Origin of the sequence: Psychroflexus sp. MES1-P1E (genome assembly GCF_002836055.1) — a bacterium.
Lineage (GTDB): Bacteria > Bacteroidota > Bacteroidia > Flavobacteriales > Flavobacteriaceae > Psychroflexus.
The window spans coordinates 1-15878 of the sequence record NZ_PJBS01000329.1 but is presented as its reverse complement, the minus strand read 5'-3'; the positions used below and the strand labels follow the sequence as shown (position 1 = coordinate 15878).

At 34.8% G+C, this 15878-nt stretch carries 13 protein-coding genes and 2 pseudogenes; 3 read left to right on the top strand and 12 right to left on the bottom strand.

Annotation, left to right across the window (positions count from 1 at the left end; genetic code table 11):
* Positions 1-275 (bottom strand): YbjN domain-containing protein (locus CXF67_RS14635; protein ID WP_102089420.1); only part of this gene is annotated, 275 nt, incomplete at its 3' end.
* Between the two features lie 119 nt (positions 276-394).
* Between CXF67_RS14635 and CXF67_RS14630 the strand changes: the two genes are divergently transcribed.
* Together CXF67_RS14630 and CXF67_RS14625 are read left to right on the top strand one after the other, a co-directional pair.
* Positions 395-1138 (top strand): helix-turn-helix domain-containing protein, encoded by a 744-nt coding sequence (locus CXF67_RS14630; RefSeq protein ID WP_102089419.1) that lies wholly within the window; start codon positions 395-397, stop codon positions 1136-1138.
* A gap of 210 nt (positions 1139-1348) precedes the next feature.
* A pseudogene (locus CXF67_RS14625) lies at positions 1349-1512 on the top strand (DUF4372 domain-containing protein); the annotation flags it as partial.
* 515 nt (positions 1513-2027) lie between these two features.
* Here CXF67_RS14625 and CXF67_RS14620 read toward each other — a convergent pair.
* Positions 2028-2363, bottom strand: coding sequence for a winged helix-turn-helix transcriptional regulator (locus CXF67_RS14620; RefSeq protein WP_102089418.1), 336 nt, complete (start codon positions 2361-2363; stop codon positions 2028-2030).
* A gap of 122 nt (positions 2364-2485) precedes the next feature.
* Between CXF67_RS14620 and CXF67_RS14615 the strand changes: the two genes are divergently transcribed.
* Positions 2486-2998: a VOC family protein gene (locus CXF67_RS14615; protein ID WP_102089417.1), complete on the top strand. Its 513-nt coding sequence runs from the start codon at positions 2486-2488 to the stop codon at positions 2996-2998.
* A gap of 574 nt (positions 2999-3572) precedes the next feature.
* On the opposite strand, the gene CXF67_RS14610 is transcribed toward CXF67_RS14615, so the two are convergent.
* From CXF67_RS14610 to CXF67_RS14565, 10 genes and pseudogenes are all read right to left on the bottom strand, one after another.
* The gene (locus CXF67_RS14610) at positions 3573-8120 is read right to left on the bottom strand and encodes a M36 family metallopeptidase (RefSeq protein ID WP_102089416.1); all 4548 of its coding nucleotides are present in this window, start codon (positions 8118-8120) and stop codon (positions 3573-3575) included.
* Positions 8121-8548: 428 nt separating this feature from the next.
* Positions 8549-9064: pseudogene (locus CXF67_RS14605) on the bottom strand (IS1595 family transposase); the annotation flags it as partial.
* Between the two features lie 550 nt (positions 9065-9614).
* Positions 9615-10148, bottom strand: a complete 534-nt coding sequence (locus tag CXF67_RS14600) for a rhomboid family intramembrane serine protease (protein ID WP_102089414.1) — start codon at positions 10146-10148, stop codon at positions 9615-9617.
* Between the two features lie 3 nt (positions 10149-10151).
* Positions 10152-10913, bottom strand: coding sequence for an ion transporter (locus tag CXF67_RS14595; protein WP_102089413.1), 762 nt, complete (start codon positions 10911-10913; stop codon positions 10152-10154).
* A 10-nt stretch (positions 10914-10923) separates the two neighbouring features.
* Positions 10924-11232: an S-adenosylmethionine decarboxylase family protein gene (locus tag CXF67_RS14590; RefSeq protein WP_180957981.1), complete on the bottom strand. Its 309-nt coding sequence runs from the start codon at positions 11230-11232 to the stop codon at positions 10924-10926.
* 11 nt (positions 11233-11243) lie between these two features.
* Positions 11244-12800: a polyamine aminopropyltransferase gene (locus CXF67_RS14585; RefSeq protein ID WP_102089411.1), complete on the bottom strand. Its 1557-nt coding sequence runs from the start codon at positions 12798-12800 to the stop codon at positions 11244-11246.
* Positions 12788-13657: a DUF350 domain-containing protein gene (locus CXF67_RS14580; protein ID WP_102089410.1), complete on the bottom strand. Its 870-nt coding sequence runs from the start codon at positions 13655-13657 to the stop codon at positions 12788-12790. Before CXF67_RS14580 ends, CXF67_RS14585 begins: the two co-directional genes overlap by 13 nt.
* A 23-nt stretch (positions 13658-13680) precedes the next feature.
* Positions 13681-14478 (bottom strand): hypothetical protein, encoded by a 798-nt coding sequence (locus tag CXF67_RS14575; protein WP_102089409.1) that lies wholly within the window; start codon positions 14476-14478, stop codon positions 13681-13683.
* 37 nt (positions 14479-14515) lie between these two features.
* Positions 14516-15067: a DUF4178 domain-containing protein gene (locus CXF67_RS14570; RefSeq protein WP_102089408.1), complete on the bottom strand. Its 552-nt coding sequence runs from the start codon at positions 15065-15067 to the stop codon at positions 14516-14518.
* 134 nt (positions 15068-15201) lie between these two features.
* Positions 15202-15878, bottom strand: a 677-nt coding sequence (locus tag CXF67_RS14565; protein WP_102089407.1) for a PspA/IM30 family protein, incomplete at its 5' end; no start/stop codon positions are given.

The window sequence follows — 15878 nt, the reverse complement described above, 5'->3', positions numbered from 1 at the left end:
ATTACTTTTTCTCCAGATTCGTCTAATACAAAAGCGCCGTGAACAATGTCTCTGTTTTTTTGCAATAATTGCTGAAGAACAGCCTTATTTGGATTTGAAATTTTAAAAATATACTGCTCTATAATTAAAATGGGACTTGCAATTCCTAATATTAAATTATTGATACCCTTGTCATGATCTTGAATTATGATTACGCCTTCGTCCTCGTCTTCGTGCGTGATGTTATAGTTTAATTCAATAAGGTAATTTTTAATAGTTTTAAATGGTTCTCTCATGTATTTTGTTTTTTATTCTGAAATATTTCAAGTGATTAGAGGGTGCTTTTTTCTTTATGCTTTGTCGATACTTCAAATATACTTAATATTAACTATATTGCAAATAAAATTAGCAAATTATGTCCTTTTTTGGAAAAAACATTAAAAAAATAAGAGCAATTAAAGGACTTAGTCAGCAGAATTTTGCAGAGCTATTTTCGCTCAAAAGAGCAACATTAGGCGCCTATGAAGAGGGTAGGAGTGAGCCGAAGATTGACACCATTATAAAGGTTGCTAATTATTTTAGCATATCTATTGATGATTTCTTAACAAAGGAAGTTACTGTAAACCAATTATTGCGTTTTAATGGGGGAATAACAACGGATATAAATCAAATAGTGAAGGCCTCTTTGAAAGAGATTCCTTTTGTGAATTCATTGAATAGCAAGTTATTTGTAGAAAATTTTAAGACATCTCAGAGTTACAGTGCATTGCCAACAATTAGAGTCCCTGTGGAAGGGAATTTAGATTTTTTAGCCTTTATGGTAACGGATTTATTTATGGTATCTGATGAGGAAGCCTTGTTTCCTAATGATGTGGTTATAGGAGAAAGTAGAGATTCCAATGCTCTTATTCAGGGTGATGTTGTAGTTGTTTTAGTCAATCATGAATTATTGATTAGGAGGTACACTATTTCGGATAAAGGGTATAAATTATTAACAGACCATACTCATATTTCATCAATTGATATTTCCTTCGATGCTGCTATTTATTTTTGGAAAGTATCTTTTGTGTTTTTAAAACGCTATCCGAAATTTACATCAAAACTAGCCGTTAAAATAAATGAACTAGACACAAAGTTAACACAGCTCCTGTCAAAATAGTTTGTGCAGGATTTTTTAGGAGCATTATTTTCGTTTGAAATTCGTGTTAGCATGTTGAGATCAATTCACACTCGAAAGATTACTGTAAAATTATTAGTATCCTAAAGTCGAGATTTTAAAAAGTCCTCAGAATCATGTATTTTTGAGTTTTACCAAAGCTTTTCAAATAGGACACTCTTCAGGTGAAACTAAAATAACAATAAACCAGTCATTCAAAAATTTTAGATTTAGTACCCCGTTGGTTATTTAGAAGTTGCACCAATACCTTCAAAACAGATAAAGGTTTACATAAGTATAGAACTTACGACCAGTTTGTTGCTTTAACTTTCGGACAGCTTAATAAGTGCCATAGCCTCAATGATATATCGGCAGGTGACTCTAATTTTGAAGATAGGAGTGATTTTGGGTTCAGTAATCCGCTTTGAAACTTTGCCAAATTTCTAGTGTTTGGTGTTCAGTTTTAATCAGATTAAATTTTATGGCTTTTTGGGTTTAAAGGCAAATAACACTTTTTTATATATTGGACTTTTCCTGATATTTTAAAAGGAAATGCATCTATAAAAAACGATATCCCAGCACAAATGAAGTTGAAGAATAATTTGAGGATTTTAGAATTTTAAAGAGAAGGATGTCTTTGGCCAAAAGAGTTCTCTCAGTCCCATTTTTAGAAGCCTTAAAATTAATTTGATCTGGGTTACCTCTCCAGTTATAGTCTTTAATCAAACCTTGAATGGTGTCTTGATGGGGTGTGATATAATAGCCAGCTTTAAATGTAGTTTGCGTCTAAGACTTTAGGCCACATAAAAATACTAAGGATGTAATGAGAATGTATTTCATAAAAAAAGTGTAGTCTAAAAAATTAATATGTCAAATCTGGTATGAAAATGAATTATTGAAAATACTCTTTTTTTAAGGTTTCTAACATAAATCGTTCTTTCCCCCAAGCGTCCAAGCTTTTTAAAATAGAGTCTAGTGATTGTCCTTCTGGAGTTAGGGTATAGTCCACCCTTGGGGGGACTTCTGGATAGACCGTTCTGTGGATAAGCCCATCTTTTTCCAATTCGCGAACCGTCTGGGTAAACATCTTAATGGAAATTTCAGGAATTTTTTTTTGCAGAATCCCAGACCGAAGCGGTCCGTCTAAAAGGTGAAATAGTACTAGTGGTTTCCATTTTGTACCTATGATCTGCATTGTGAGGTGTAAAGAACAAAAAATTTTAGACATTCTTAAATTTTAATGTATTGATTATCAGCAATTAACTCGTTTTATACCCTATATAACATTTAGGTAACATATTGTTTAAGAGGCGAATATATCCTTAATTTGCATTTTAAAAAAGAAAAAGCATGAAAACAAAAGAAAATTATCCAAAGTCCTTTTCCCATATTGGTCTTACAGTGCCCAATATCCAAGAGGCTGTAAAGTTTTACTCAGATGTTATGGGATGGTATACTATTATGAAGCCCTCTTTGGTCAAAAAAGAAAGCGATACAGCTATAGGTCAGATGTGTATTGATGTGTTTGGAGAAGAATGGGAGACCTTCGAAATCGCCCATATGTCAACCTCCGATGGGACTGGTATTGAGTTGTTTTGCTTTCCTCACGGAGATAAAGCCGCTCCTGAATTTAAGCCTTTCAACACTGGCCTTTTTCATTTTTGCATACAAGATCCAAATATTGAAGATCTTATTGATAGCATTGTAGCCCATGGTGGAAAACAACGTATGCCGATAAGAGAATATTATCCAAAGGATAAACCCTTTAAAATGTGCTATGTCGAAGATCCGTTTGGGATCGTCTTCGAAATTTATACCCATAGTTATGAACTGACCTATTCCTCTGGAGCTTATTCAGAATAAGTCAACCTGAGACTATTGTAATTAAATGGATTGTGAACTTTATCTAGGAAACAGATTTAAATAATTTGATTTGTTCCCCTATGTTAGGATCTGGGATTAACCGATACTTTCTCATTCATTTTAAAACTCTGGGTTTTATTAGGAAATCAATAAGAATTATTTTGCACTTATTTTATAAGTCTACAGCGTCAAAGAAGTTTAAAATGTTAAAGCTTAACCGATTTGCCTAAGGGGATTTACACTGTAAAAATGACAGATATTAGCGGTGCTTATTGGGAGCATAAGATTAAGAGCTAAGTTTCTCCAAAAGTGAATACAATTGATAAAAAGCGGCTTTGGTAGTGATCTAGAGCCGCTTTTTAAGGTTTAATGCTATTTAGAAGCGGGTTTTGAAACTTATATATTTTTAGTCAGGCTCCACTATGAGTAACGTACTAAAGGCATGAAAAATAAAATTGATCAGTGGTTTAAAAAGCAATCCATTTTATGGCATTCAATTCGTGATTTCTTAAACACACAAAAAAAACCTACAATTTATAGATTGTAGGTTTTTATAACTTAATGGATTTAGGAGTTATTTGATGAGCAATTTTTTAATAGATTGTCCATTCTTAGAGGAAACCCTCACGAAATAAACTCCTGATGACAAGTTTGAGACGCCTACTAAAGTTTGCCTATCTGAAATGTTAATGCGTTTTTGCAGTATCAATTTTCCTGTCATATCCAAAATTTCTAAACGTTCCACCGTAACATCTTGATTCCAAGTTATTGTAAAAGAGGTATCTGCAGGATTTGGATACAAGCTTAAAGAGTTCTCTAAGAAACGATCATCAGTTGAGAGGATACATTCCTCGTTAGGATCTGTAACTGTTACAGGAATAATACATGTATTGCTATTTCCAAAAGTGTCAGTTATCGTTATTTCAACAGGTATAGTTGAAGAATCTACTATCAGGCTTACGTCGTCTAACATTGCTTTTGAAGATCCTGAAAGATTCTCTGGTATTGTTGCTGTGAATTTTAAAACAACCTCTTCTCCATCAAGGAGTGAAAGAACGCTGCTTATATCAAAAGATAAAGAACTATTGATGCTAGTAGTTTCACCGGCAGTAATAGATTCTGTGTAGATGGTTTCAATTAAGTTACCATTTGTATCAAAAATGCCAACTTCAAAACTTCTGTCGATATCAGCAGTATTAAGATTGAACTCGGCGACCCAGTCAAAACTCAAGATTGCATTACCTCTTGAAGTGGCAATAAAGGATTGTTCTAGGATGTATTTTGTACCAGCTTGCCCATCAAATGAAGTAAAGCTTGCGCTAGCTCCTTCTGTTGGAACTATATTATCGACACAACAACATATCGTTGAAGAATCCTCTAGAGGTTTCCAAGATTGCTCACAGCTGCCGGGGCTATCATCATCTAGACCGTCTTCTACTGTGGACGTCCAACCGGTCAAGCCATTTTCAAAACTACCATTTATCAAAATTTCTTCTACGCTGTTATTGCCCAAATCGTCACAATTAAAATTCGATTGTGAAATTGAGACACTATAGCCGTTGTCACAAGAATCTTGTGGCAAGCTTTCAAAAACGTCACCTTCTGTAATTGTGGCAGTCTGATTCTCATCGAGAACCAACTCTATACTGCTTATACATTCGAACTGTAAGGGTGCTGTATCCTCCACAGTTACTGTTGATGTACAGGTTTGTGAATTTCCTGCGTTATCGGTTGCAGTAACCGTAATCATGTTTTCCCCTACATCATCACAGCCAAAGGTATTTGGCGATATTGAAAACGTTAGGGGTTCGCCAACGCAATTATCAAGAGGAATTGAATCAGCACCAAAAACATCTTCAGCGGTTATAGTGACTAATCCATCAATATTGAGTGGTACAATAATTTCTTGGCAGTCTAAGACAGGTATTGCCGACTGGATCTCTACATCTATTGTCGCCGATCCTTGAGCACTACAAGAATTATCTCCGTTATAGGTAATAGTTGTTGTTCCTTCTCCAGCGACACTTGGATTAAAGGTAAAAGTTTCTCCATTACCATCATTTGTAACACCATTACCACTGTAAAAACCTCCCACGGGAAGACCACCACTCAGTCCTGTTATTGGGTTTTGGTCTATACAGAATTCTTCGTCTACATCAGAAAAAGTAACATCTAAATCAGAAGTTACTGTGACGGTTGCCATACAGGATGCCAAATTACCAGCAGTGTCCGTAGCAGTTGCCGTAACAATGTTCTCACCAAGGTTATTACAGTCGAATGAGTTAATGTCTAAAGTAACTATAGTTTCTAAACCACAATTATCGGAGAAGCTTCCTGTATTTGGAATGAAAGACACAAAATCATTGGATAATGACAGTGATTCACTATTTCGTCCTGGTACAGGTAATGCCATGCTACCATCAGTATTTTCTATACCTTGGGTCATACTGTTGCCTTCGACATTCTCACTATGGATTTCAATACGATTTGAACCTTCAAACAGTTTGATTTGTGAGGTGACTGTTCTTGAAGAGTCACCATAATTTTGAATATTATCAAATTGAACTATTAAAATTCTATTTGGGGCGCTTCCAATTGTTGCATAAGAGATTGAACCTCCATTTTGAGGATTAAGATCGGTCCACCCCAGTGCAATTAAGTTATTAGGTAAATTTGAATTAGGTAGAGTTTGGCCTGAGCAACATCCAGAATTAAAGTTCTCTGAAAAGCTAAGATATCCGTTAGATGAAATTTTAAACGCTGTATAATCAGTGCCGTAAAAATTGAAGTCAAACCCTAGTGACAATCCTGTTGAAACTTGGTCATCTCCTAAGGAAATCTGAGTATCTACATCATCGATATCTTCTGGGGCAAAAGTTCCAGATTGGTCTAAAGTATAGCCATCAGATGCTTCAAAATTGGTCACAATATCTTGAGGTATGATTGTCGCTGTTCCATCCTCATCTAAAACCACCGAAATATTCTGGCATTCAATGATAGGGTTTTCATCTTTCACCTCAATAGTATCTGTAGCTTGGTTAGCACTACTGCAATCACTATCGGCGGCATAGGTTATAGTGTGGACACCAATACCAGCTTCTAAAGGACTGAAGGTATAATTTTCTCCGTCGCCAGAATCTGTAACTCCAGAGCCGCTATAAACCCCTCCAAGCGGTAAGCCACCGCTTAGATTTTGGTTAACGTCAGTAATACAAAAAATGGTTTCAGGAGTGGTTAGCATTGTTGAAGGTGAATCAAAAGCTTCTGTACCATCTGTTCTGTTATTTGAGGAACCTTGGTCTGCACTCATCCCCAAGCCTCGTTTTGAAAAAGCATCCCAAATTGTACAAAAGTTTTGTCCTCCATACAAAGCTTGGTCTGCGGCCAAGATTGCATCCCGACCATCAACAAAACCTGGGCTACAAGGTTGGAGTTTTAAAGCCTCGGTAACGATAGCCAAGGCGACGTTGTTTCCACCAGAACCGTTATAAAAATCAGAATCAAATCCATGATCGTCTATTAGACCCCACGTCATTTCCCAAAGCATAGTTGCCCAGATTGAACCTAAGGGATGCGGACCAGAGGTTGGTTTTATATCGTCGTAGGTCTGTGGATTTACAGCCAAATCTGTACTGTAGGGAAACGCTCTGATGCCTGGACCATTCTCGTCATTTCCAAATAGCCAGTTTCCGATTGGACGTGGGTCTGCGCCTGTATCTCCATCTCTTATGGTTAACATAGCACCATACCAGTCGCTCCAACCTTCACCCATTTGCTCATCGTTTAAAAGACAACTAGAATTATTACTTCCACCTGAAAGGCGAATTGATATACCGTGGCCGTATTCATGAATAATCACACTGTTATCAAAATCACCATCTCTACTATTACAAATGTACATCTGCATAACAGGAGATAATCCTTCTGGTGCCCCTGAGAAATTGGCGTTACAAGACCCACCACCATCTTGAGCTTCAGCCAATACGGGATCGTTTCCAACTCCTAGATTGCTGTAGTTGTTAACTTGAAAATTACCACTAGCCTCATCAAATCCATACTGATAGATGATATCGTGGATAATATTATTCCAATAAAAGAGGTTGGTTATTGCTGCAGATTCTGATTGGTCACCAGAACTATAATCAGGATTAAAAGGAAAATCGAAGGATAAAGACGACCCACCATCTGGCTGAAAGCCTTGATTGTTACCATCTTCGTAAGCATTTACGTTATTTCCTCTGGTCACTGTAAAATCTGCTCCAATACTACCATTGGTGTCGTGCCACCCGAATGGTGAAGCCACTGCATTGTTTGAGTTTGATACAAGCTCCCTTGGATCGCTAAATGGATCTTCAACTGGTAGCGGAAATACGTTATATGTGCCTTGACTTACTTCAGAATTTTGAGTTGTTGATTCATTTTTAACGGTTGCAAATGCTTTTTGTTTTTTTGTTTTATTGTGGGTTGAATGATCGTGTTCTTTAAGACAATTAACGGTCCAATTGTTTTTTGATATGATTTTTCCAGTGGAGGCATTAACATAAAAATTATACCAATCGCTACTCTTAGTTTCTTTTATGGATAGCTCCCAAGCCAGCACAAATTTACTTTGCTCCAATTTTACATAGACAAGTTTTACAGGAATATCTGCTTCTGAAATTCCAGCTCCCGAAAACACATGGTCTGAGTTAGGAATCGATGCTTTGGGTAAAGCAATCAATCCACCTGACTGGTAATATCCCATTTGTTGTGCCACGCGCTGAATGGCTAATTTAGCTGATAATTTTGGTGTTTTTGCCCCAATAACTTTATCGGTTATAGACTTTTTAAAACCAAAATTTGCTCTTAGTAAAGTTTCGTCAGGATAAATATGGATGCTACTTTCAGTCCCTATTATGCTAATGCCATCGATTGATTGTCTAAAATAAATATGTTCAATGTTTGAAATACTACTCTTATGCTGTGAGGTAATCACATATTCAGAAATATCCTTTTCAGCTAATTTTTTTGAGGAAACTTTAGAGGAAAGGAATGTTTCAATGTGTTTGTTTTGGGATTGTGCAGATAAGATTTGAGATGAGAAAAACAAAAATGTAAATGCAAGAAGTAAAAGATTTTTCATAGAATAAAAAAAAATTAGTGTCAACAAATATATTTATTTATCTTTTAAAACTTCGATAATTTGGAATTTCTTAAAAAAAACTTATCAAACTCATTATTTTTAATACTTCATTAAGATTTTAGAAATTTTATTTTAAAAGTATCTTTATTGAATTCGATTGTCTTTTTAGGTAAAAAAACTAAAATAAACTTAAAGCATAACAGCTTCACCGATGTGCTTGTGGGAATTTAAACTTTAAAAATGACAGACGTTAGGGGTGCTTATTTGGAGCATGAGGCTAAGAACTAAGCTTATACAAAAGTAAATACAACTTATAAATAATACCGGCTTTTGTAGTGATCTAGAGCAACTTTTTTGTGCTTAATGCTAACTAGAGGCGTGTTACATATCTATTTTTATGGTATTACGTAGTATAGGATATTGGAAATTTTGTTTTTGCCATCTTTTGTAAGTTGAACTGCCGTAACTGACTTCTTTTTCTTATTGTTATAACTTCTTCAAACCTTCCCTTGCGCTATACCTCCCAGAACAAAAACATCTACATGCACAAAACCATCCAGGGTAGTATTTCCGCTTGAAGACATCGATTCCCTTACCTTTAGCATAAAAAAACGAGCCGTTTTCTCGGTTACTCCATAGCGAAGACACATAAAACTTACTGATAAGCTTTTACTATTCGTAGACATTACGACGCAAATGATAAAAGCCTTCTTAATACCAAATTTAACCTTATGAAATAACGTGTTGGCAGTAGCCGATTCCTTGTGCCCACTGACATTACATTGTCGTTCAAAATCAATTTTAATCTGACATGTATTATGATTACACTTAATGCAATGATAAGTATGTTGTTTCTTTAAACCAGATAGATATTCTTTGCCGTCCAAGTCAGTTTTAAACCGATCAAAAAACTTTAGAAGATTTCGACCCTTAAATATGTCCATAATTTGTAATGTTTACGGATATTAAGTATAAGTATTTATCTATTGATCACTAATTTTTTTACAGATTATGTTACCTAACTTGATGTTTTATTTATTTTAAAGATGAAAGGTACCTCTCCTGATTTTTGCTATATCTTTTAAGGTCATCAATCATTGGAAGGTAACTTTTTAGAATTTTTTTAGACCCAATTTACACAAAAAGGTACTGCTATAAGACACCATTACGTATCAAAAATAGTTAAACAGTTGCCAGATTCTAATTGGACCTACTGAGATGAACAAAGCTTTTCTTTCGAAGGTTAATGTTCACTTTTTATAATCACGAGTGCAGTAGTAGTGTTTTTAGTTGAAAATAGTAGCGATACTAGATTTTATAATACACGACTATAGCGGTATTTTAAGAGTAGAAAAAAGTAATTTGATTAATTGGTGTAGTATAATTAATTTCGAAAATTCACAAGCTCCTATGTTCAAAAAAGGCTATTTGGTAGTATAAATCTTGTTAGGTATGTTTGGTTCTGTAAAACAATTGCTGTATTTCTAGTTGGTATTAATGTTTATAATTTTTTAACAAAAAGGCAATAAGAACTCCAGAAATGGCCCCAAAAAGGTGTCCTTCCCAGGAGATGTAACTTTTTACAGAGGGGAATATTCCCCAGATTAATCCACCATACACCACGGCTACACCTACTGATATGGCTATTGGAATGTATTTTTTTTCTAGAATTCCATACACAATTAAAAAAGCGACAAGACCGTATATTAAGCCACTAGCGCCAATGTGATTTGCATCTCGGCCAAAGATCCAAACAAGTAGTCCGCCTGCGAGCGTTACAAATAAAAAGACGGCCAGTGTTTTTGTTGGGTAAATGGTATTTAGTACTATTAATAGCGTAATTAAAGGAATGGTGTTTGATAATAAGTGTCTTATTCCACCATGTAAAAAAGGTGCTGTAAAAACGCCGATTAGGCCACTTGCAGTTCGCGGTACAATGCCAAATTTTGTGATGGGAATAAAAAGGCCAATAAAATAAACAACATAGAGCAATGCTGCGAATTGAAGGATGTATTTGGTTGAAATCATTATTTAAATGTTTTTTCCGCAGGTTGGACAACAGTCTTTATTTTTTGATTTCTTTTCTGCTTGAATTTTTTCAATAAAAGCAGAGCTAATAATTCCTGTGGGAAGTGCTACAAAACCAATTCCTATCAAAGCAATAATACCACTCAATATTTTACCCAAAGCAGTAACAGGATATACATCTCCGTATCCTACTGTAGTTAAGGTTGCAACTGCCCACCAGACAGCATCGCCAATACTTGCAAATTTTTCTGGTTGTGCATCGTGTTCTATATAATACATAAGAGTAGAAGACAAGATCATCAACACAAAAGTTACAAATACGGTAATGGACAGTTCTGCTTTTGTTTCTTTAAAAATATATTGTATTGTTTTCAACGATTTCGAATAGCGACCAAGTTTAAAAATTCGAAGCAACCTAAATAAACGAAGAATCCGAACAACTCTTAAATCGAAAGGAAAAATAAAAGGCAGATAAAATGGAATAATTGCAATTAAATCAATAATTCCTAAGGTAGAAAAGGCAAAATTAATTCGTTCTTTTTTGTCTTCTTTAGTTTTGTCAGAAACCCAAATTCGAATGAGGTATTCTAGCGTAAATATGGCCACAGAAAAAATTTCAAAAGCATAAAAGAAGAAGCCGTAATTGTCATTTAATTCCTTGTATGATTCAAGGATTAAAGTGAGTACATTTAAAACAATAAGGGCATAAATGAATTTTATAAAATACTTGTTATAATTGATAAAATCCCTTACTTTTTTTTTCATTCTATGTATTTTATGCGATGCTTATATTTGTTTGTGCAGCTATTTTAAGAATAAACAAGTCTCGTTTTATTTTATTACAGCTGCTAAGTTCTACATAACTTTTGCCACTTTCAGGAAACGTATGAATCGCTAAATGACTTTCACCTAAAAGCCAAAAACAGGTGTATCCTTGTGCTGTAAAATGGTGCTCATTAAAAAGCACAATTGTAAAGTCAACTTCTTTTAATACGCGTTCAAAAGTATTCCGCAATTCTTCTGGTTCCGTGCAAACGGTCCAAAATTTGCGGCTGTAAATATTTGCTTCTGTATGCTTATACATTGTGCTCATAGTTAATATAAATCCCAATTCCCGTCTAAATAATACTGGTATAGCACGGGGTTGTGAATTTTGTTTATTTCAAGGCTATCGATTGGTTTATAGAATTCTTTTCCAAAGGAGGTCATCAATTGCATTGCTTCTGTATTGATCCATTTTGTTTCGAGGTCTTTGAAGGCGATGTTTTGTAATCTTTCTTTTAGTTGTGGTGCATTTATGTCATTGCTTTTGGTTCCAATAACCCAGCCCCATTCTCCCATAGATAACACTTGATTGTGAAGTTTTACGGTTTTGAAACCTGCAGATTGCATTGTTTTATCAATGCAATTATAGGCTTTAGTTGCAAAATACGGACTTCCTGCTTGCGTAATAAGCAATCCTTTGGGTCTTAGTTTCCGTTTACAAAGAGAATAAAATTCGTGGGAGTAAAGTCTGCCTAACTCAATGCTTCTAGGATCGGGTAAATCTGCAATTATAATATCATAAAAATCACTGGTATTCTGTTCGAGATGAATGTACGCATCTTTATTATAAATTTCTAGTTTGTCGCTGCGCATGCTTCCTTTATTGATGTCAATTAAAACAGGATGGTTACGTCCTAAATCTGTCATTTTTGGATCCAAGTCTACCATGTCTATTTTTTCAACACTGGGGTATTTTAAGATTTCTCTTACGGCACAGCCGTCACCACCGCCAAGAACAAGTATGCGTTGTGGTTTTGGATGCAACTGCATTATTGGATGCACCAGTGGTTCGTGATACATTTTCTCATCAATAGAGCAAAATTGTAAGTTTCCGTTCAAGTAAAGCCAGTGTTCGTCTTTCCATTCGGTCAATACAATTTTCTGATATTCAGTTTGCTCCGAATAGACAACTTTGTCTTTATATTTCTTTTGTTCTCCCCATTGAATAATTGGCTCTGTATAAGAGATACCCGTAATTAAAATGGCAAAAACAACCAATAAAATAGCTTGCAATCGAATGGTACTGCGTTTGTTGATTTTATCTTTAAAGCGATAAAATACAATTAAGGCTACTAAAAAATTAATAATACCTAATACAAAGGGCGTGTAGGCCAAACCCAACATCGGCAATCCAATAAAGGCAAAGAAGATGCCGCCAATAAGGCTGCCGTAATAATCTTTTTCTAAAATGGAAGAAATATTACTTTTCAGGTCTTCGTATTCTCTATTTATTCGGACGACTAAAGGAATTTCTAGTCCTATTAACAATCCAATAAGCATGCTTAAAGAATAAATGACAATTCCGTAGTATTCACTTATAGACGCCAAGGTATACACCAATACAGAAGAAAAGGCAACAATTAAAGAAAGTGAGGTTTCTAAAATTAAAAAATTTTGAATTAAATTTTTTGTAATTAATTTACTCAATCTACTTCCTAATCCCATGCAAAAAAGCATCAAGGAAACAATCATAGTCCATTGAAAAATTGAATTTCCAATAAAATAGGTTGCTAATGTAGATAGGGTATATTCAGCCACAATTCCTGCAAAGCCTGTTGCAAAAATAGCTAATTTTAAAATAAATGAATTCCTTTTTAAATACTCCATGTAATCAATATAGCAGCAGCAACGTACGCAAAAGCCTCGATCAATCCAGCACCAATATTTGGTTTCTCTTGGTTGACAATTTCATCTGTAAGTTTTCTTCCTGGCAATAATATTTTGTCTGCAAAAAGGCGTATTATAGGTAGTAATATACAGCCTAATACAGTCTGTAGGCTTATATCTACGAGTGTAGTGGTCCAGTTTACAAAAGGGTCTAAAATGGCATTCATTGTAATAATACCAATGGCAAGTATTGCGCCTGCAAAGCTAATTCCGGCTGCAACATTGTCATTTTCTATCTCGGTATGAATATCGTAACTCATCCAAGAAGTAAATATTTTAGAAGCGATAATAAGAACGAAATTTCCGATGATCCAATAAATCAAGAAAGTTGTTATCCCACTTAAGAGTGTTTCGGACTCACCGATTAAAGCACCATATAAAATAAGACCATTTGCAATATAGATGGCAGCTTCTATGATACCTGATCCTTCATTCTTATCTGCTATAATTTCTTTCTTTAAATCAAATTTCGTTAGAATTAGCTTATTGCTAATCCATGCTGCTATGAGCAATAAGACAATCCCAAGGATTCCGTATGCGAAAATAAGTAATATATCTGTGGCAAAATCGTAACTTTCTCCCACAATTGTACCTCCAATAACTATGATTAAAGCGGCAAAATATCCAACATAAGAGAGGATGAACGCAAAATTATCTTTATCAACTAATTCCTGTTGAATGTTAATTTTTGGATGTATCAGTTTATAGGCAATTTTTCCAATAATAAAAATAATCAAGCCACTTACGGTATATCCAAGAGAATGAGATAAATCTATAATATTTATATATTTTTCCATATTTTGTAGGTGTTTACTGTATGTTATTTACCAAATCCTCCACTGCGTGAGCGAGAAGAGCCTAAATTACTGTATCTATTACTATTTCTTGAAGTTTGTCTTGAATTGCTATAGCTTCTGCTGCTCCGATACCCTCTAGATTTTAATGCGGAAGAACTTTTTTTGACATTGCTTCTTACATCGTTTTTAAAGGTTTGTGATTTCGAATTCCAGCTAGCATTCGTGTTTTTATAGGTAGAGGTTCCAAAGGTATTAGTTCTTCCGTAGTAGTTGCTTTTTCCGTAGTGGTTTGTTCTGTAGTAGTTGTAATCATTTCTGTAGTATCGATGGCTAGAACCATAGAAAAGAGAACTCATAAAACGATACTGAACATAGTATACCCAAAAAGAAGAACCGTTATTTTGTTGCTGCCAATTGCCGTACTTTGAATTTCCAACGTGACTATTATAGCCTGCAGGCATAGATTTTTTGTCAAGAACACCATTTTTCTTTGACAAAACGGTCATCCCTAAATCTTTTTGATACTCTTCAAAAGTAATTGCTGAAACTTCTTCCCAGTCGGTCAGTTTTACGATAAAATCATCTTCTAAAGAAGCAGTTGTATTTACTTTTTCTTCAAGAATAATTTTATATTTATGTAAATATTTGTTGGTGTCTTTATTAAAATCCATATCCTTTAGAATAACACTGTAATTTTGTGTATTCATGTAGGTGGTAACGATCTTATCTAAGGGAGTTCTTATGTATTTTTTAGGTGCTTCTCTGCAAGAGTTCAGCAGCAGGAGTACACCTAAAATAATGAGTGTTTTGAATGTTTTCATAAATATGAATTTGGTGCTGAATTTAAAGTTTTTAGAACTAATAATTGTCCCCTTTAGGTAAAATGTTAGAAATAGCAAGTGCATCAATAATAATTCCTTTAGTTACTTCGAACTCTTCTTCGCCATACTGCTCGATACAGAGTGTTTTTTCTTCCTCTTCGTCTAGATAATCATAGGAAATTAACTCTTCCCAGTTATCTGCATCTATTTCTTTACAATAGCCTGGTGACTTTTCATCCAAGTAATATTTTACGCCTTCATATTTTATTTTTTTAGGAGGTTTTTGATGCGCATCCATATAGTCACAGGTTACTTCACCAAGTTTTCTTAGTTTTACTTTTTCAGATAAAGTTACCACCAACCCACCATCATCCTCAATGTTTAAAAATTTTTCAGTTGCACCGTTTTTGATGACAAATTCTCTGGTAAAATAATTCTCTCCCCAATCATACTCGAACAATGCCGAAACGGTCCATGTTTCAATTGCATATTCAAAAATATATCCTTTCCCTAAATCTCTAATGGTAATATTGGTGGGGTCGAAGTGTCTTTCCTTTTCCTTTTTTTTAAAAATATCAAATATGCCCATGTGTAGTTTTATGATTTTATTGTGGAAGGATAATCCTTCTAAATTATTTGCAATGATTCTTTAGAAGCAGGAAAGCGCCTCTTTAATAAAAGAAGCGCTTTTTAGTGCTGTAAAGATGCTGAAGTGCACACGAATTACATGCCCATTTGTTTTTTGAGTGCGTCAAGATCGCTTTCTGCACTTGCCGAAGTATTGTCTAAAACGCGGTCAAGCTCATCATCAACACTTTTTGATTCATTGGCAATATCTCCATAAGCGTCAGCTAAAGCTTCCTCTTCACTCACTTTTTCTCTCATTTTTTCTAGCATATTAACAGTACTAGAGCTGTCAATTGCTGCCATTTGCTTGTTCAGGTTCTTAGTAGCGTTAGACACTTTTACACGCGCTTTTAGGGTTTTTAGTTCATTTTCCCATTTACCAACATTGTTCTTTAAACTGTTTACATTGGTTTCCAATTGAGAAACTGATTTAGAGAATTTTTCTATTTCAATACCACACCGTTTTGAGTGCTCTGTATTTTCTTCTTTCTTTACCAAAGCCTCTCTGGCTAAACGATCTCCGTCTTCTGCTGAAATACTTTCTTTTTGAGTTTTTTGTAAGATAAGCATTGCCTTGTTTTGATAGTCTTTTGCCTTGTTGTCAAACTGAGTTTTATCGTTCTGCGAACGGATCAACATTGCTTTTACTTGCGCAAGACCTTCTAAAGCATTTGTCAAGTCATTTTTCATGTCTCTTATGCCTTGTTCTGTCATCTTTATTGGGTCTTCCATTTTATCGATTGCAGAATGCGCTTCAGATTTCCCAACGTTAA